This is a genomic window from Chroococcidiopsis sp. CCALA 051 (assembly GCF_003015105.1).
GTDB classification, from domain to species: Bacteria; Cyanobacteriota; Cyanobacteriia; order Cyanobacteriales; family Chroococcidiopsidaceae; genus Chroococcidiopsis; species Chroococcidiopsis thermalis.
Genome location: NZ_PYCI01000129.1, coordinates 1 through 18,931 on the forward strand (window position 1 = coordinate 1; position 18,931 = coordinate 18,931).

The 18,931-nt window shown below is 45.5% G+C and carries 16 protein-coding genes; 10 read left to right on the forward strand and 6 right to left on the reverse strand.

Features of this window, described 5'->3' with window-relative positions:
- Window positions 1-47 precede the first annotated feature (47 nt).
- From C7Y66_RS24250 to C7Y66_RS24265, 4 genes are all read left to right on the forward strand, one after another.
- Complete coding sequence (locus tag C7Y66_RS24250) at window positions 48-683, forward strand: peroxiredoxin (protein ID WP_015156411.1); 636 nt, start codon at window positions 48-50, stop codon at window positions 681-683.
- A 119-nt stretch (window positions 684-802) separates the two neighbouring features.
- The gene (locus C7Y66_RS24255) at window positions 803-1,363 is read left to right on the forward strand and encodes a TRAP transporter small permease subunit (RefSeq protein ID WP_015156410.1); all 561 of its coding nucleotides are present in this window, start codon (window positions 803-805) and stop codon (window positions 1,361-1,363) included.
- Window positions 1,347-2,684 (forward strand): TRAP transporter large permease subunit, encoded by a 1,338-nt coding sequence (locus C7Y66_RS24260; RefSeq protein ID WP_041463399.1) that lies wholly within the window; start codon window positions 1,347-1,349, stop codon window positions 2,682-2,684. Before C7Y66_RS24255 ends, C7Y66_RS24260 begins: the two co-directional genes overlap by 17 nt.
- Window positions 2,685-2,857: 173 nt before the next feature.
- Window positions 2,858-3,385, forward strand: a complete 528-nt coding sequence (locus tag C7Y66_RS24265; RefSeq protein WP_015156408.1) for a tetratricopeptide repeat protein — start codon at window positions 2,858-2,860, stop codon at window positions 3,383-3,385.
- 59 nt (window positions 3,386-3,444) lie between these two features.
- Here C7Y66_RS24265 and C7Y66_RS24270 read toward each other — a convergent pair whose 3' ends face one another.
- Window positions 3,445-3,570, reverse strand: coding sequence for a photosystem II protein Y (locus tag C7Y66_RS24270; RefSeq protein WP_015156407.1), 126 nt, complete (start codon window positions 3,568-3,570; stop codon window positions 3,445-3,447).
- A gap of 195 nt (window positions 3,571-3,765) precedes the next feature.
- Window positions 3,766-4,326 (reverse strand): gamma carbonic anhydrase family protein, encoded by a 561-nt coding sequence (locus tag C7Y66_RS24275; protein WP_199197607.1) that lies wholly within the window; start codon window positions 4,324-4,326, stop codon window positions 3,766-3,768.
- 177 nt (window positions 4,327-4,503) lie between these two features.
- Between C7Y66_RS24275 and C7Y66_RS24280 the strand changes: the two genes are divergently transcribed.
- Both C7Y66_RS24280 and C7Y66_RS24285 read left to right on the forward strand, forming a co-directional pair.
- A complete protein-coding gene (locus tag C7Y66_RS24280; RefSeq protein ID WP_015156405.1) occupies window positions 4,504-5,013 on the forward strand; it encodes a TIGR02652 family protein in 510 nt (169 codons plus the stop codon).
- 116 nt (window positions 5,014-5,129) lie between these two features.
- Entirely contained in the window at window positions 5,130-5,570 is a 441-nt protein-coding gene (locus C7Y66_RS24285) for a VOC family protein (RefSeq protein WP_106547553.1), read from the forward strand.
- 12 nt (window positions 5,571-5,582) lie between these two features.
- On the opposite strand, the gene C7Y66_RS24290 is transcribed toward C7Y66_RS24285, so the two are convergent.
- The 3 genes from C7Y66_RS24290 to C7Y66_RS24300 all read right to left on the reverse strand — a co-directional run bounded on the left by C7Y66_RS24290 (window position 5,583) and on the right by C7Y66_RS24300 (window position 9,705).
- Complete coding sequence (locus C7Y66_RS24290; RefSeq protein WP_106547554.1) at window positions 5,583-6,803, reverse strand: aminomethyltransferase family protein; 1,221 nt, start codon at window positions 6,801-6,803, stop codon at window positions 5,583-5,585.
- A gap of 64 nt (window positions 6,804-6,867) precedes the next feature.
- Window positions 6,868-8,376: an aspartate aminotransferase family protein gene (locus C7Y66_RS24295; protein ID WP_015156402.1), complete on the reverse strand. Its 1,509-nt coding sequence runs from the start codon at window positions 8,374-8,376 to the stop codon at window positions 6,868-6,870.
- A 6-nt stretch (window positions 8,377-8,382) separates the two neighbouring features.
- Complete coding sequence (locus C7Y66_RS24300; RefSeq protein WP_199197608.1) at window positions 8,383-9,705, reverse strand: diaminobutyrate--2-oxoglutarate transaminase; 1,323 nt, start codon at window positions 9,703-9,705, stop codon at window positions 8,383-8,385.
- Between the two features lie 1,376 nt (window positions 9,706-11,081).
- Between C7Y66_RS24300 and C7Y66_RS24305 the strand changes: the two genes are divergently transcribed.
- The 4 genes from C7Y66_RS24305 (at window position 11,082) to C7Y66_RS24320 (ending at window position 17,208) form a co-directional block, all read left to right on the forward strand.
- Window positions 11,082-13,925, forward strand: coding sequence for a pitrilysin family protein (locus tag C7Y66_RS24305; RefSeq protein ID WP_106547555.1), 2,844 nt, complete (start codon window positions 11,082-11,084; stop codon window positions 13,923-13,925).
- A gap of 255 nt (window positions 13,926-14,180) precedes the next feature.
- Window positions 14,181-14,588, forward strand: a complete 408-nt coding sequence (locus tag C7Y66_RS24310; protein WP_342669349.1) for a plastocyanin/azurin family copper-binding protein — start codon at window positions 14,181-14,183, stop codon at window positions 14,586-14,588.
- A 182-nt stretch (window positions 14,589-14,770) separates the two neighbouring features.
- The gene (gene map / locus C7Y66_RS24315) at window positions 14,771-15,601 is read left to right on the forward strand and encodes a type I methionyl aminopeptidase (RefSeq protein ID WP_015156399.1); all 831 of its coding nucleotides are present in this window, start codon (window positions 14,771-14,773) and stop codon (window positions 15,599-15,601) included.
- Between the two features lie 131 nt (window positions 15,602-15,732).
- The gene (locus C7Y66_RS24320; RefSeq protein WP_106547556.1) at window positions 15,733-17,208 is read left to right on the forward strand and encodes a pitrilysin family protein; all 1,476 of its coding nucleotides are present in this window, start codon (window positions 15,733-15,735) and stop codon (window positions 17,206-17,208) included.
- Window positions 17,209-17,258: 50 nt separating this feature from the next.
- Here the strand turns inward: C7Y66_RS24320 and C7Y66_RS24325 are convergent.
- A partial coding sequence (locus C7Y66_RS24325) for an efflux RND transporter permease subunit (RefSeq protein WP_146149866.1) occupies window positions 17,259-18,931 on the reverse strand: 1,673 nt, incomplete at its 5' end.

Here is an 18,931-nt window from a genome sequence, read left to right on the forward strand (position 1 = left end):
TCTGTATAGTAGGCGAACTATGACATTTTGACGACAGGAAAACAAAAATGGCGCTTCAACTTGGCGATACAGTACCTAACTTTACCCAGTCCTCTTCATTTGGGGATATCGATTTTTACGAATGGGCTGGTGATAGCTGGGTAGTGCTTTTCTCTCACCCTGCTGACTATACCCCTGTTTGCACGACAGAATTAGGCGAAGTCTCAAAACTGAAGCCTGAATTTGATAAGCGGAATGTAAAAGTGATTGCTTTGAGCGTTGATGATGCTGAATCTCACAAAGGTTGGATTGGCGATATCAATGAAACTCAATCCACAACCGTTGACTATCCGATTTTGGCAGATCCCGACAAAAAAGTCTCTGATTTGTATGGCATGATCCACCCGAACGCCAATGCTAAAGTTACCGTTCGTTCGGTTTTTGTGATTGACCCCGCCAAAAAATTGCGCTTGACTATCACTTACCCACCTAGCACTGGTCGTAACTTTGAAGAAATCTTGCGGGTGATCGATTCTCTGCAACTAACTGATAACTACAGCGTTGCTACGCCAGTGAACTGGAAAGATGGAGATGATGTAATTGTCGTACCTTCTATGTCAACTGAAGAGGCGAAGCAAAAATTCCCTAAAGGAATTCAGGAAGTTAAGCCATATTTACGGGTAACTCCTCAGCCCAATAAATAAATTCGAGAGTTCGAGAATTCCGATTGATGTAGAGACGTTACATGTAACGTCTCTACTAATTTATGTGCGCAGCTTATTGATAGAATGCTACATCTATCGCTTTGGAGAGGGAAAACACCTTGCAAAGCCTACTACGCATATCAAAAATCATCGACACGATGAACGAATGGATTGGACGCTTCACGGCTGGCTTCGTCCTGCTCATGGTACTCGTCGGAGTCTGGAACGTCGTCGGTCGCTATCTAGGACGGGCAGTAGGACAAAACTTGAGTTCTAACGCTTTAATTGAAGCTCAATGGTATTTATTCGATCTTGTATTTCTTTTGGGTGCTGCCTACACCCTCAAATATAACGATCACGTCCGAGTAGATATTTTCCATCGTAACTGGTCGCCCAAACTCAGAGCCTTGACCGATCTCTTAGGCACAATATTATTTCTGATTCCTTTTTGCATTATCGTGCTGGTTGTTTCTTGGGACACCATTCTTGTCTCTTGGAGAATTGGCGAAACTTCTCCCGATCCTGGTGGATTACTCCGCTACCCAATCAAAACGATGATTATCGTTAGTTTGGTGTTACTGATTTTTCAAGGGATTTCTGAAGCCATCAAAAACTTAGCTATTATCACCAATCGAATGCAGCAGGAGGAACAGAGTGATAACCCTGGAACTGGACTATGAGTGGTTAGGTCCCTTGATGTTTGCAGGGGCGCTGGTACTACTTTCTTTCGGCTACCCAGTTGCATTTGCTTTAGGTGGAGTAGCAATTTTATTTGGCTTGCTAGGTATTAGTTTGGGTGTATTCGACCCGATTTTTCTCACGGCAATGCCTCAGCGGATTTTTGGCATCATGGCTAATTACACGCTGCTGGCAATTCCCTATTTCATCTTTCTGGGTTCGATGCTGGAAAAGTCGGGTATCGCTGAGAATCTGCTGGAAACAATGGGAATTCTCTTGGGGCGATTGCGTGGAGGTTTGGCTTTAGCAGTCGTGGTTGTGGGGGCGCTACTAGCGGCAACAACGGGTGTAGTCGCTGCAACCGTAGTAGCAATGGGTCTAATTTCCCTCCCAATCATGCTGCGATACGGTTACGATAAACGATTAGCTACTGGCGTAATTGCTGCTTCTGGGACGTTGGGACAGATTATTCCTCCTAGCGTAGTGTTAGTCGTATTAGGCGATCAGTTGGGCGTTTCCGTTGGAGATCTATTTATTGGTTCCGTCATTCCTGGTTTGATGATGGCAGGAGCATTTGCCATACACGTTGTAGTTGTAGCGTTCCTCAAGCCAGAAGTAGCCCCAGCTTTACCAGAAGATGTCAGGGCAGCAGCAGGAAAAAATTTGGGTAAACGAGTTGTACAGGTGATGATCCCGCCCTTGCTGTTGATTTTATTAGTGTTAGGTAGTATCTTCTTTGGCATTGCCACGCCAACAGAAGCAGGTGCAGTAGGATGCTTGGGCGCAATAGTACTAGCTGGTTTTAACCGTCAGTTGAGTTGGCGATCGCTCTGGCAAGTTTGCGACGTTACCCTGCGAATTACCAGCATGGTCATTTTTATTTTAATTGGCTCGACCGCTTTTAGTTTGGTATTTCGCGGCTTAAACGGCGATCGCTTCATGTTTGACGTTCTGACTAATCTACCTGGCGGCGAAATCGGCTTTTTGTTCGTCAGTATGCTGGTGGTGTTTATCCTCGGCTTTTTTATCGATTTCTTCGAGATTGCCTTTATCGTCGTACCTCTATTTGTTCCCGTAGCGCAGAAATTAGGCTTGAATCTCATTTGGTATGGCGTGGTATTAGGAGCTAACTTACAAACATCCTTTCTCACTCCGCCTTTCGGCTTTGCTCTGTTCTATCTACGGGGTGTTGCTCCCCGCGAAGTTACTACTGGAGATATTTATCGCGGTGTGGTTCCGTTTATCATCCTGCAACTACTCGTTTTATTGGCGATTATCGTCTTCCCTGGAATTGTTAGTTTTCTTCCCTCACTGATTCGCTGAACTCGTATCTGTCTGAGAGTCCGTGCGGCTAAGAATTCTATTCACTGAGGCTGAGTCTGAGGCGATCGCCTTGACTTCAAACAAGTTTAATCCAACCAAAATTACAATAACTCCACCACAGTCGCAGGATAATTAAGATAGAAACACTATTTTCATTTGAGTTATTACAGCCAATGGATAAAAATCTAGCAGCTGTCTATCTGCTAATCTTGTTAGTCCTGCTGGGCGGAACGGCGCTGGCTATCTTTCGCCAAGTCTTTAAAACGCGCCGCGTTGAAGGTACTCTGGCACAACTGCAAAAAAAGTTGTCTCAAGCCCAAGGCACGGCTGAAGAGCATTACGAGTTGGGTGGAATTTATTTAGATAAAAAACTTTACACCCAGGCGATCGCCAATTTCCAAAAAGCACTCAAAGCAGCGGAGCAAGAAGAGCAAAACCCAGAAAATCTAGCTCTCATCTACAACGGCTTGGGTTATGCTTATTTTGCTCAAGACCAATACGACTTGGCAATTCGCAACTACAAAGAAGCCTTGAGATTATATCCAAGCTATACTACAGCGCTTAATAACGTCGGTCACGCCTACGAACGAAAGAACTTGACTACCCAAGCACTACAAGCTTACGAGCAAGTATTAGAGTCAGAGCCAAAAAACAGTACGGCAAAACGACGGGCTGCATCTCTTCGCAAGCGGGTTGCTTAGCGAAGAATAGGGTGCGTTATTGAACGCACCCTAAGCTTTTTAACCCCCCCTCCCTCAAATTAAGCTTCTTTGTTGAAAAAGCCTTGAATTTGTCTGATTGCAGCAGGAGCAATGTTAAATAGCGCCCAGCTAGCAGCAGCGATTACTGGTAGCAGAACAAAAGCAACGCGCAGATCGATGTCCATATGTCTTCCTCTCTTAAATAGAGTTTAAAGATTTTTGAAATTTTCTCATCTTTAATTGTTAGCCGAAAACGACAAATTGACTAGTCCTTTTCAAAAGTCAAAAGTTAAAAGTCAAAAGTTAAAACAAACTGCTCCCTTGTCTCCCTTGTCTCCCTTGTCTCCCTTGTCTCCCTTGTCTCCCTGTCTCCCTTGTCCCTAGTCTCGGTAAAATCCTAGATCGGTTCCCTTCCCTGCATGGACGAGGGCGAGTTTTTCGTAGCGACGAGCGTGTTCGATCAATTCTGCGGCTTCGGTTTGGGAGACTTCCCGTAAAATTTTGGCAGGTACTCCGACAACAAGCGATCGCGGTGGTACATCTTTACTCACAACTGCTCCCGCTCCCACAATGCTTCCCGCTCCGACTCTAACACCATCTAAAATTACTGCGCCAATACCGATTAAACTGCCCCGCTCGACGTAAGCTGAATGCACGACCGCCCGATGTCCTACCGTAACATAATCTTCCAAAACAGTCGGTTTCCCAGGATCGCCGTGTAAGATAGCGCCATCTTGAATATTAGTACATTCACCAATTTCAATCCTTTCGACATCGCCGCGCACCACGGCTCCGTACCAAATACTCGCACCTTTTGCCAGCTTGACAGCGCCCATGACGACAGCATTAGCTGCAACAAAGGCAGCCGGGGAAAGATCGGGAATTGACCAGTAGGATTGGGCAGACACGATAGAATGTTCTATATGATGATTAAGAATCATCGTTTAGCTTAAAACCTTAAGATTCCAAATCTATAATGGTGTAGCTATTCTATACAAAAAATCGCAATGTGATAGTCTTTAGGAGGCGGTGGTGGGTCTAAAAAGCTCTAGTTGGTCGCAAAAACAGAATCGAATCAACGGCAGTGGTAGACAAGTCAGTATTCTGGTTTACGCCTCATGATCAATCCAGGCTTGCAGTACCCAATATTTGGTCCAGAAATTCCGTGTCCCCACTGTCGCCAACCGATCCCGGCGCTAACGTTGACGGATACTTATTTATGTCCGCGTCATGGGGCTTTTGAAGCCGATCCGAAAACAGGTGAATTGATTCATCTCCAGTCAGGTCGCCACTGGCGGCGTTGGAATAACGAGTGGTACAGACAACATACCCACCCAGACGGTATTAGGTTTGAAATTCACGAAGCACTGGATAGGCTGTATACACAGGGTTATCGCGCCACGCGGGTGATTATCGCTCGTCGCTATCAAGACTTAATTAGCGGTTACTTGGAGCGCAGTACCCCCTGGAAAGGGCAGTCCGACCAAACCAAACCCAGACTTTACGGCTTACCCGTAGAATTTAGCCCCGATCCTTTAGATGAACCCTGCTGGGAAGTCATTAATTTCGATCTAGAGAAAGAACCAGGAGTCCCCGTTCGCTATCCCTACTTCCGGTTATTTGAGTGAATAGGGAGTCGGGAGTCGGAAGTAGGGAGTAGGGGAAGAAAGTAGTTTTACATCCCCCTTGTCCTCCTTGTCCCCCTTGTCCTCTTTCCCTCGCCCCTTGCCCCTCGCCCCTAGTTATGCACCACGCCTCAATTCGGACTGCAAATATTCACAAAGCGATCGCCTTTTACGAGCAGTTAGGATTTACTGTGTGCGATCGCTTTACCACGGGCTACACTCTGGCTTGCTGGATGGAAGGATTAGGAGGGCGGATTGAATTAATTCAAATTCCCCAGCCGCGCCCCGCCCCAGATGCGTTTGGTGACGAGCATTACGTAGGTTATTACCATCTATCGTTTGATTTGACCGATACTGCTACCGATTTACCAAGTTGGTTAACTTCTGTAAAGGATCGATTTGCCCAAGCTGCTGAAACCCAACCAGAACAGTATCAACCCTTAAAAGTCTTATTGGAACCCACGCAACAACAAATCGGCGATCGCGTTTATGAAGTCGCATTTATCGCCGATACTGATAGTTTACCCTTAGAATTTATTCGGACTTTACCCAAACTATAATCGGTCTAAGCCTCAAGCTAGCGCCAAAGTAGGAACGCTAGTTGCAGTACTGCGCTTGTGGTCTGGATCGTAGAAGGGAAGAGATTTGATGCTGGCAGGGATGGTTTGCCCGTGAATTTCTACAGTCATTTTGGGGGCGAGGGAAGTTGTTGCTTGGGCGTAGTTGGACGATACACAAGCGATCGCAATGTAATTTTGACCTGCGGGCGACCAACAGCCGCTCGTTACCTGACCGATTGTTTGTTCTCCTACGCGGACGGGGAACTTCGTCCGCCAGGGGGTACGCAAATCTTGTAAAAACAAAGATTGTTCGCCGTAAGTTTGATGTAAAAACTGGCGATCTAACTCCAATCCTACCAACTGTCGCTGTACCCCTTGTTCTTTTTCCTTCAGCAATGCTTCCCGACCGATGAAACTTGCCTTGCTAAAGTCTACAGTCCAAGCCAAGCTAACTTCTAGGGGAGACACTTTTTCTGCGTCGGTTTGCGCTTGACGAGAGGGAATGTAATCGTATTCGTACCAAATTAGACCAGCTTCAATTCTTGCCAAGTCCAGCGCGTAGAAACCAGCAGGCTGAATACCTTCCGAGCTTCCTGCTTCCATCAAAATATCCCACAGGGCGATCGCATCTTTAGCATCAGACCAGACTTCATAACCGAGATCGCCTGTATAACCCGTGCGGGAAATCACCACCGGGATATCGCGAATTTTTGTCTCGACGAAATTGAAATACTTTAGCCCATCTAAGTTAGTAGCAGCAACTTGATTTAAGATAGTGCGGGATTTCGGTCCTTGTAAGGGTAGGGTGTTAGTCGCCAGAGTTTTATCTTGAATTTCGACCTGCAAGCCTGTGGCATTTGCCTGTACCCAATCCAAGGTTGGTGTATTAGTCGTCAATTGAAACGTTGTTTCGTCAAAACGATAAACTGTGCCATCGTCGAGCAACTTACCCGCAGCATCGCACAGAGCTGTATACATGACTTGCCCGATTTTGCACTTATTAATATTGCGCGTAATCAAGCGATCCAGTAACAAAGCTGCATCCGCACCGCGAATGAGATAGACGTACAGTGGAAAGAAATCAAACAAAGCAGCCGTATTACGAATTGCCAAATATTCAGGCATGACCGAGAAGTTATAAGTATCTGCCATAATGTAACCTTCCCAGGACTGCCATTTCCGAGACTTACACAGTGCTGCGACTCTAGGATATACGGGTGTTGGTTTTAACATAATTTAGTGAGTAGTGAGTAGTGTGAAGAAGTGGCAAGTGGGGAGTGAGAGAATTTTTTGACTTTTAACTTTTGACTTTTGACTTTTGATTCCCGACTCCCGCTTCTATTGCAGGTTGGAGGAAATGGGGTGATTCGCTCAGCATTGTTCCTAGACGTTTGATTTTTTCGACGAGGGCAACTGTGCGATCGAAGGTGACTAGGGGATTAATCAGGGTAAATTTTAGATATGCCTTGCCTTGGATTTCGGTCTGACCGATGACGGCTTTACCTGTCTGTAATAAGGCTTGTTTGATGCCCAAATTTACAGCATTGGTGGAGCGATATCGAAAGACAACAGTACTCATTTCGGGGCTGACTGCTAGTTCTAGCTGCGGATCTTGCTCGATGTGTGCCGCAATTTGCTGAGTGATTTCAATGCCGCGATCGACAACGCCAGCAAAGAATTCTCGCCCGAGGGCGCGAAAGGCAATATATGGTTTGACTGCATCAAACCGACGAGTGGTCTGAATTGATTTTGTCACTAAATCGGGAATGCCTTCGTCTTCGTTATGCTCTGGATTTAGGTAAGCAACATTCAGCCGCATCAACTCAAAGCGAGATTTATCTTTGAGTAAGAACAGACTACAGGGAATCGGTTGATAGAAGAGTTTGTGAAAATCGATCGTGATAGAATCTGCTTGGTGAATGCCAGCTAGTTTCTGGCGATGGCGATCGCTGAGCATTAACGCTCCACCATAGGCAGCATCGACGTGCAACCAAGTGTTGTGTTCGTGGGCGATCGCAGTCATTTCGGCGATCGGGTCGATACTACCAAAATCTGTCGTCCCAGCTGTTGCGACAATGCAAATTGGAATCAAATCTTGGCGATCGATATCTTCTAAGCACTGCACCAAATGTTGAGAACAGAGGCGATAGTTCTTGTCAACTTTGACGCGCACGACTGCATTCATCCCTAAGCCTAAAATCGCTGCCGATTGTTGAACGCTAAAGTGTGCTACCTCCGAACAGAGAATCCGAAATCGCCCTGCTAAGTTTGGCAACCCGTGCAGCTGACTTGTAAATCCACGTTGCTGCAAAGCATAATCCCGCGCTAGCATCAACGCCATAAAATTTGACTGCGTGCCACCACTGGTAAGAGTGCCATCAGCGTTGGCATCGTAACCATACAACTGACACATAAAGTTAATCAAATTCTGCTCTAGTAACGTCGCTGCGCCACTTTGATCCCAAGAGTCCATCGACTGATTAAATGCCGAGATCAGCATTTCTGCTGCTAGAGAGGGAATTAGAACTGGGCAGTGCAAGTGAGCCACGCAATCGGGATGATGCACGGCGATCGAATGGCTGAAGATCGCCTCTACAGCTTCTTGTAGAACTTGCTGAGTCGGAATTCCTTGCTCTGGCAGAATCTTTTGAGTGAGAAACTCGCTGAGAGTTGCGGGAGATAAGCCACTGAAAACTCGTTCTTGCTGGCTCAGGCAGTCCTGAATTAACTTCTGAGTTTGCTGTACAGTTTGAGCGTATTGGGCTAAGCTTTCAGGATTGTGGTTGAGAAAATGCTGTAAGTCCATTTTTGATTAAATGTTCTCCTGGGCAACAGCTGCAACTGCATCTCGGAAAATTTGACAGACATCATCAATCTGTGGTGCTTCGATAATCAGAGGTGGTAGAAAGCGCACGACGCTGGAATTACGACCACCTAGTTCGATAATTAAACCGCGATCGAGACACTCAGCTTGAAGTTGGCGACCCAGGTGTCTGACTTGTGCGGATAGTTCTACTCCCACCATTAGCCCCCGTCCCCGCACGTCGGCAATCAAGTGGGAAAATTCGGCTTGAATTTGCCATAACTGCATCTGAAAATGCATCCCCATTTGCTCAACATAGCTAGCGAGTTGATTTTCACGGATGTAGCGAATGGTGGCGAGTCCAGTCGCCATTGCTAGTTGATTGCCTCGGAAAGTGCCTGCGTGTGCGCCTGGTTGCCATGTATCTAATTCATCTTTGTAAAGAATGACTGCTAGCGGTAAACTACCCCCAACTGCTTTGGATAGAACGATGACATCAGGTATGATTCCAGAACGTTCAAAGGCGTAGAGCGTCCCTGTTCTACCTAGACCAGTTTGAACTTCATCCGCAATTAAGGGAATGTTTCGTTCTCGCGTAATTCTGCGTACCTCTCGCACCCAAGCGTCCGGTGCTGGAATTACACCACCTTCACCTTGAACGATTTCCATGACTAAACCAGCTAGGGGAAGAATGCCACCCTCTGGATCGCCCAAGGTTGTCTCTAGGTATTGGCTACACTGTTGAGAATCTTGCTCGCAGTCGCCTGCACCGATAGGATAGCGATGATGATAAGGGTAGGGGAAGAAATGAACATCTGGCATTAACCCTGGAACTTGCATTTTGGGACCTAAACTTCCCATCAGTGCCAAAGAACCGTGAGTCATGCCGTGGTAGCCACCGCGAAAAGCACCAACTGCCCGTCTACCTGTTGCCGTTTTGACTAACTTGAGTGCAGCTTCAACGGCATCGGAACCGGAGGGACCGCAGAATTGAATTTTGGCATTTTTGCTAAATTCTGCTGGCAAGGACTCGAATAACTCGGAAACAAACTCATCCTTAATTGGCGTGATCAGATCCAATGTCTGCATGGGCAGATCGTTATTGAGTGCGTCGTAAATTGCTTGCTTGACGGCTGGGTGGTTGTGTCCTAAAGGTAATGCACCCGCGCAAGCTAAGCAGTCGATGTATGTTTTGCCATCTACATCTTTAACGTAAATGCCCTTAGCTTCTGATAGTGCTAAACCCAAGTTTCGAGCGTATGTTCGCGCGTTTGATTCGCGGCGAGCTTGTCTTTCTAAAATGGGACTCGATCGCTTAATAATAGTTACCATGAATAGTCCTGAGTAATTTGTGAATGAGTTAAGTCAAGAGAAATAACATAGCTTGCAATGCACAGAACTCGCTTGGGATAGCTGCGTTATAAGAGCTATACCAGAGCTAAAGAAGTCATCTGAACATGTTTAATCCTACTGAGTTGAGTACAAGAAACTATTTCTACAGCTCTTAGCTGTCAAAGATATTTTTTACCATGCCTTTTACCTATGTTTGGCAAAACTTCAAACTGGAGATATCTCATACACTACTATCAAAATAGTTGAATTCAGATGAAAAGCCATGCATATAGCTATCTAAAATCACTGAATATATATCGATAGGAAATGAAGGATAGCAGATGATTTTTACATATATTTATCAGGTTTTTACTCAATACATAATATAGATATTCAAGCAACAAAGAGTCACTTGTTTTCGATCTTATTTATGTTATTTGAGTTGACCGAGTTTAGAATTTCTTATCGCAAAGATTTAAACTCGTTATGATTCGATAATTTCATTATTTCTTAAGATTGTCAACTAGTATTTTCCGCAAGAAATAAAAATATTCAATGTGTTTTTTTTTACTTAGAACTTAGTAAGTATAATCACTAGGATGTATCTAGCGTAAGCAAATAAAGTATTATCTCATACAGGTTCGTAAACTTACTCCTCTATGTAATACAAGTGAATTTGAAAAACAACTATTGAATAAATAAAGACTGTGCAGCAATCGTGTCTATTTATGCATTACAAAGCTAATGCACATAATCCATGTTTAACAATGCTGCAAAGTGTTAGGTTTATGGACGCAGCGATAATACTAAAATTAAGCTTTCTATCTCTATTTTAGATAAAAAAATATTTAGATAAATTCATCCATACCCTTTTCAGGTTACCCGATTAGAATGCAGCTATTATAACCCAGTTAGTTCAAATTTAATGTTTTGTATAAAGCATTATTTAAATCTTTAAGTAGGCTAAAAGTTATTGCGTGGAACTACAGAGAATGACTAGAGCAAATTGTAAAGCAACGGTGAAAATCGGATTTGAATTATTTCAAGAATATATAAATTATGGGGCGAATATTGAATTGCAAATTGATTCGTGATTGTGGGCGATCTCGTCGGTATTACGCAGACTACGTACACAACTAGATGAGTTGATGAATATCCAGGATTCTCAACTCACTTATTTAAGTCTTCGGCGAATGGAGATTGAATAAGTGAGTGTTGGAGGAAAGGCGATCGCAGATAGATTGAGATAAAAAAATTAAACAAAAGTCGCTGCTTAGGTAAATAAATGCTAATCCCTAAGTTGCGATCGGCGGACTACAGTAGAGTCAATAAGACTGCTGAACTTAGCAACCACTGACTGTCAATCGAAACAATTCATGCGGATTTTTACTTATTTACGCCGTCATCGGCTATTTGTGATTCCATTCACTCTTTGTCTGAGTGGAGTGCTGTTCTTGGCTAATGGAATAACGCTGAGTTTTCCCGCTGCTGCTGACTCTCAGCGTCCTGCTGCTACAGTCACGCGATCGCCTCTATCCGTCACGGAAGATGTCCGTAAAACAATACTGGAAAACGGTCTAACGATTTTAACTAAAGAAGTCCATACTGCACCAGTGGTGAGCGTCCAGGTATGGTACAAAGTCGGCTCGCGCAATGAAGCTCCAGGGGTAAACGGGATCGCGCACCAATTGGAGCATATGCTGTTTAAAGGTACGACAACCCGTCCAATTCAATTTGGTCGCCTGTTTAGTGCTTTAGGCAGCGAGTCCAATGCTTTTACCAGCTTCGACCAAACAGCATATTTTGGCACGGTAGAACGAAATAAATTGAAGGCGCTGCTGGAACTTGAAGCAGATCGGATGCAGAATGCGCTAATTAATGACGAGCAACTAGCAAGTGAAAAGCGAGTTGTCATCTCTGAGCTACAGGGTTATGAGAATAGTCCTACTTATCGCCTCGATCGCGCTGTGAGGCGTGCGGCGTTTCCTAACTCTCCCTATGGTTTGCCTGTAGGCGGTACGAAAGCTGACGTAGAAAAGTTTACTGCGGAAAAAGTCAGAGATTATTACAACAGATTTTACAGCCCCGACAACGCTACATTGATTGTAGTAGGAGATTTTGACACTGCACCAACGTTAAAAGCGGTGAAAGAGGTTTTTGGCAAAGTACCGGATCGGGTGAAGGGAACGGGAGTCGGGAGTCGGAATTCGGAATTCGGAATTCGGAATTCGGAATTAAATTCTCCCTCGGCAACAACTGCTCGTCCTAATAGCGATCCTATCGTACTCAAGGAACCAGGGGCGGCGGCGACGTTGCAAGTCGTGTATTCCTTACCGGATGCGAATCACCCTGATGTTCCCGCACTGGATGCAATGGACTACATCTTGACAGAAGGGCGGAGTTCTAGACTGTATCAAGCTTTGGTGGAATCGGGTTTAGCTAGTGCGGCGGGTGGTGGCACGGCGAATATGATTGCTGGGGGTTGGTACGAACTTTCGGCGACAGCTGCTCCTGGGCAACAGTTAGATAAAATTGAAGCGGTTCAGGAACGGGCGATCGCGAATTTGCGAAATAAAGGAGTCATGCCGGAAGAACTCAACCGCGCCAAAGCCCAACTCAAAGCAACGATAATTTTGAGCAATCGCGATATCAGTTCCCAGGCTACACAACTGGGTTACAGCCAAACCACTGCTGGAGATTATCGCTACATCGATCGCTACCTGGCAGCTTTGGATAAGGTAACGGTAGATGATGTCAAGCGGGTAGCAAATACTTACTTAGCTACCGAGAAACGCACCGTTGGCAAGTTTGAACCTACCCAAATCGCCGGACAACCTGGTGGTGCTGGGGCGGGAACTGGTCAAACTGCGGAAAGCTTTAACTTAGGTTCCCCTGTCGATCCGGCAGAAGTGGCTAAATACTTACCATCAGTAGATGTTGCGGCTACACCAAAAGCGCGGCGGCTACCGGAAGAAATTACTTTGGATAATGGCTTGCAGGTGTTGCTTCTGCCCGACTCTAGCACGCCAACCGTGACCTTGAGCGGTTATATCAAGGCAGGGACGGAATTCGATCCGAATCAGTCGGGTGGTTTGGCAAGTATGACCGCAGATAACCTAATGAATGGGACGAAGAATCAGAATGCTTTGCAACTTGCTAAGGCGTTAGAGGATAGAGGCGCAAGTCTAGGTTTTTCTGCGAATCGCGAAGGCGTAGAAATTGGCGGTTATAGCTTAAAAACAGATTTGCCTGTAGTGATTCAAACAATGGCAGATGTGGTACAAAATGCCACATTTCCCGATCGCGAATTAGAGCTATCGCGCCAACGCGCCCTGACTCAACTCAAAATAGACTTGGATAATCCCGGACGGGTAGCGCAACGGAAGTTTCAACAGACGATTTATCCTGCGAATCATCCTTTCCATACCTTCCCAACGAAGGAAAGCTTACAGAGTATCGATCGTCAGCAGATAGTGGAGTTTTATCAAACTCATTACCGTCCCGACCAAACGATTTTGACTTTATTAGGAGACTTCGATCCAAAAGCCGTGCGATCGCTGTTAACGCAACAATTAGCCAAGTGGCAAGGAACGGGCAAACCGCCAACGATCGCCTATCCAGATGTATCTCTACCAGCGAAGGTCAAGCAGTTTAACCCGATTATGCCAGGGAAAACGCAATCGATTACGATTTTGGGATATCGGGGAATTGACCGCAAAGACCCGCGTTACTATACCTCTTTGGTATTGAATCAAATTTTGGGTGGCGATACGCTTTCTAGTCGCTTAGGCACGGAAATTCGCGATCGCCAAGGGTTGACATATGGCATTTATAGTGCATTTCAAGCTGGCAGACATGCCGGACCATTCGCAATTAGAATGCAAACCGACCCAACTGATGCTCAAAAAGCGATCGCCAGCGCCCGCAAATTAATGCAACAAATTCAAACTCAAGGCGTAAAAGCAGAGGAAGTAGAGGCAGCTAAGCGCTCTCTTACCAGTAGTTATACGGTTTCCCTTGCTAGTCCTGACGCTCTTGCTAGTACGATCTTAATGAATGCTGTTTTCGGGTTGGGTGAAGAGGAATTACGCGACTTCCCACAAAAAATTCAAGCTGTCACTATAGAAAAAGTCAATCTGGCAGCAAAAGAATTGTTGCAACCAGATAAGCTGGCGATCGTTACAGCTGGTCCTGGTAGTGCTACAGCACAAGGGGAGTAAGGAGTGAGGGGACAAGGGAGACAAGGGAGACAAGGGAGACAAGGGAGACAAGGAAGCAGGGGATAAACTGCTGCGCTTTGCCAAATTCTGAATTCCGAATTTCCCTAACTCCTCACTCCTCGCTCCTCACCCCTCTTGACTCCCGACTCCCGCCCTTAACGAGTTAGATATCTACCATCACAGGGAGATTTTATGATGCGCTATTTAAAAAAATTCTTTCTTGTGGCAGGGTTAATACTCTGTACTGCGATCGCTATGCCAAATTTAGCTCAAGCGGCGACGAGTACAGCTCCATCTGTAGACTTGTTGCGTCAGCCAGCGACAGAAATTTCCGTCAGCTTGGGGACTGCTAGTAACGAGCTGAAGTTTGTGCCAGATTCTTTAGAATTATCTGCCTTCAAACGTTACAAACTCGTGCTGACAAATCCTAGTCCGCAGAAACACTATTTCACGGCGAAGGATTTTGCTGATGGAATTTGGACGCAAAAAGTAGAAGCTGGCAATGTAGAGATTAAAGGGGCGATCCATGAATTGGAACTCAAACCGGGAGCCAAGGCAGAATGGGTATTTGTACCTTTGAAATCGGGTAAGTACGCTTTGCGCTGTCCGATTCCCGGGCATACAGAAGCAGGAATGAAGGGGAATATCGCGATCGCCGCCTAAGTCAAACTACAATCAAAACCACAATCGGCTCAAAGTGAAGGACTGTAAATTAAAATAGAGAAAGTGTTTGAATCGTTAGCCTGGATAACAAATTCAGATAACAAATTTATAGACAAGCGCGATCGCATCAAACCTAGATCGGTTGTTTCACACAGTCACCCCATCTGTTCCCATAAAACTCCATGAATATTCTCAGTAATCTCCTCCCTCAACAACCTGCTCAATCTCAGCGCCAAAAAAAGCAACGGCGGGGTATTGAAATCAAATCTCCCCGTGAAATCGAAATCATGCGGCAGTCAGCTAAGATTGTGGCAACGGTATTAAAAGAGATTTCTGAGATGGTGCAGCCTGGGATGACGACTGCCGATCTCGATGCCTATGCTGAAAAGCGCATCCGCGAAATGGATGCAACTCCTAGCTTTAAGGGTTATCACGGTTTTCCTGCTTCTATTTGTGCCAGTGTTAACAATGAAGTCGTACATGGAATTCCCAATCCAAAAAAAGTTTTGAAGACGGGGGATGTCTTAAAAGTCGATACAGGCGCTTTCCATCAAGGTTTCCACGGCGATTCCTGCATTACGATCGCCATTGGTGAAGTTAGTCCGACAGCAACTAAACTGATCCGCATCGCTGAAGAATCTCTCTATAAAGGGATCGAGCAAGTTAAGGCTGGAAATTATCTGATGGATATTGCAGGGGCAATTCAAGACCACGTAGAGGCAAATGGTTTTACGATTGTCGAAGACTTCACCGGACATGGTGTTGGTCGAAACTTACACGAAGAACCCTCGGTTTTCAACTTCCGTACTCGGGAAATGCCTAACGTTAAACTCCGTGCTGGAATGACGCTAGCAATTGAGCCAATTTTGAATGCCGGATCGAGATTTACGCGCATTCTTGCCGATCGCTGGACGGCTGTAACGGTAGATAATGCCCTGTCAGCACAGTTCGAGCATACCGTCTTGGTGACAGAAAGCGGTTATGAAATCCTCACCGATCGCTCTTTGGTGTAATTTCAGATGAGGCAGTATGGCTGCTGTATGATGGGCATCTTGCCTGTCCTGTTAGATTAAATAACGTATCATCGTAGGGGCGCACAGCTGTGCGCCCCTACAATCTGTGTGACAACGAAATTTTAAATTGTATGATCTCGGACAAGCACCGTATCCGTAACTTTTACAGAATTGGTTTAATAGTCATAGCGATTTTGTTCGTACTTGTCTACCATCCCTCAGCTATAGCAGCCACAGCCAAACACTACACAGAACTAGAGTTTCCACCCCTCAAACAAATACAAATTCCCAAATACGATCGCTACGAAATGCCGAATGGTATGGTGGTGTATTTGATGCCGGATCGGGATTTACCTTTAGTGGGAGGAACGGCAATAATTCGGACAGGCGATCGCTGGGAACCACCAGATCGAGTAGGATTGGCAAATTTAACTGGAGTTGTATTGCGGACTGGCGGAACGCAAAAACATTCCGCAGATGAGTTAAATCAGTTATTGGAACAACGGGCGGCGGCGGTGGAAGTTGGAATTAGTGATGCTTTCGGTTCCGCTAGTTTTAGCGCCTTGAGTGAAGATTTAGAAATGGTATTTGGGCTATTTGCGGAAGTTTTACAACAGCCAATATTCGCCCAAGAAAAGCTAGATTTGGCGAAAACTCAAATTAGAGGCGGAATTGCTCGTCGTAATGACGATCCGAATGGTATCGTCGGACGGGAGTTTCAAAAGTTAGTTTATGGCAGTGATAGCCCTTATGCGCGAACGGTGGAATATGCAACTTTAGATAATATTTCCCGCCAGAATTTAGTTGATTTTTACCGTCAATATTTTCATCCTAATAATCTGATTTTGGGCATTGTCGGAGATTTTGACTCCAAAAAAATGCGATCGCTGATTCAAAAATATTTTGGCAATTGGAAATCTCAACTCAATTTGTCCCAAACCCAAATTCCCACAGCCTCTCAGTCTAAGTTGGGCGGATTATATTTTGTCGATCGCCCCCAATTAACTCAAAGCTACGTCCAAGTCGGGCATTTAGGCGGACGGTTCAGTAGTCCCGATTATCCAGCATTAGACGTGATGAATCAAGTTTTGAATGGATTTGGCGGGCGGTTGTTTAATTCCGTGCGATCGCGTCAGGGTTTGGCTTATTCTGTCTATGGTGTCTGGAGTCCCCGCTTTGATTATCCTGGGTTGTTTGTAGCGGGGGGACAAACTCGTTCGGCTGCGACTGTCCCTTTTCTGCGTGCGATTCGGACTGAAATTGAAAAAATCCAAACTGACATAGTTCAACCAAATGAGTTGCAACGCGCTAAAGAATCAGTATTGAATTCGTTTGTCTTTAATTTTGAAAATCCCAGCCAAACTCTGTCTCGCTTAATGCGATACGAATATTTTGGTTATCCATCTGATTTCTTGTTTCGCTACCAACGCGGCGTACAAATTACGACTGCGGCTGATGTTCAAAGAGTTGCTAAAAAATACCTCCAGCCAGAAAAACTCGTCACCCTAGTTGTTGGAAATGGTACTGCAATTCAACCACCACTGAGCGCGATCGCTTCAGAAGTCATTCCGATTGATATTACGATTCCCGATGCTAAGTCAGGGTGACAAACAAGTCAAAAGTTAAAAGTCAAAAGTCAAAAATGAAGACTCGTTACTCATCCCTCTTTATTGACAGCTGATAACTGATAACTGACAACTGATGGCTGTTTGCGTCCAGACAGATCGCGTAAGAGTCCCATGATGGCGGGAACGACTGTGGGGGTGAGGATGGTTGAGAAAGCTAAGCCACCAGTGAGGACGATTCCCAGCCCTTGATATAGTTCGGCTCCTTGTCCTGGGACGACTGCTAAAGGTAACATCCCTAGTACGCTCGTCCCAGCTGACATGAAAATAGCCCGGAGGCGATCGCGTGTTGCATTGTAAAGAGACTTATCGTAATCTTCGCCTTCGCCTTGTAGTTGTAAAGCACGGTCTACCAAGAGAATTGCATTGTTTACCACTACCCCACTCAAAATGATAAATCCTAGCGCCGTAATCATATCCAAGGGAATGATAACACCGGGAATTCGGTTGGCGATCGCCAGACTCAACAATCCGCCACTCATACCCATCGGTACTGTTGCCATAATGACAACTGGGTAGAGAAAGGAGCGATACAGCGCTACCAATAGCAAGTAAATAATTAAGACGGACAGGATAAAGGCAGAGGATAATTGAGACAAGGTTTCAGCCAAGCGATCGGCAGATCCAGATAAATCTAACCGATATCCGGCGGGAAGATTTGCTCGGAGTAGAGCCAAAACTTGAGTTTCTGCCTGATTGACTAATGTTCCTAAAGGTGCTGTAGCTTCGAGGGAAGTTGTTAGAGTAATCGATCGCTCTAGGTTGACGTGGTTGATGACATCGGGTCCTGTTGTCTCTCGTACCTCGGCAACATCTGCTAGCTGCACTTGCTGTCCGCGACTAGTATACAAAGGCAGTTGGCGCAATTGTTCTGGAGTTTCGACAAAAAGATCTTGCAACTCCACCGAAACATCCAATTCTTCTTTACCATCGATAAAATCAGAAGCGATTCGACCACCTAACGCCGCTTCCACCATTGCCCCTACTTCTGCTTCCGACAACCCAACTTCAGCTAAACGTTCGCGGTTAGGGATTACTTGAAGTTCCCCTGCACCAAATACATAATCAGACCGGACGTTACGCACGCCTGGAAATGCTCGCAGTTGTTCGGTTATCTGCGTTTCCAACTGGCTCAACTGCTGCAAATCTGCACCCACAATCTGAATTTCAAACTCCTTACCTGGGTCTTGGAAGATCGATAAGCGCGTGGGAATCAGGAAGCGATAGCCAGGAAAGTTATTGCTCTGCTGTCGCATCCGAGCGACCATATTTGCAAGTCCGTTGGTAGTGGCAAATTCAGGCTTGAGAATTGCCGCAATCCCGCGCCTACCAGGACGTTCGACAAACATGACGCGATCGACTTCCGGTTGCTGGCTCAAGAAATCTCTTGCAGGTTGAGATAGGCGAATAGCTTCGGGAATGCTGGTTCCTGGTAATGGTTCTGCCACCCAAAACACTAAGTTGCGATTGCCTTCAGGCAAATAATCAGCAGGAGGCAGTAGAAAGATACTTGTAAATAGCAGAATGACGGGAATAGAGACAAGAATTAGTCTACGTCCAACCCGACCTGCACCCAGCGACCAAAGTACAGTAGATGCCAAAAATGATTCTAATTTACGTTGAAATAAGCGAAAGACAGCAGAAGTACGAAAAACAGCTTGCTCTATTTTTTGGAGGATGGTTGATGGTTGACGGTTATTGGTTG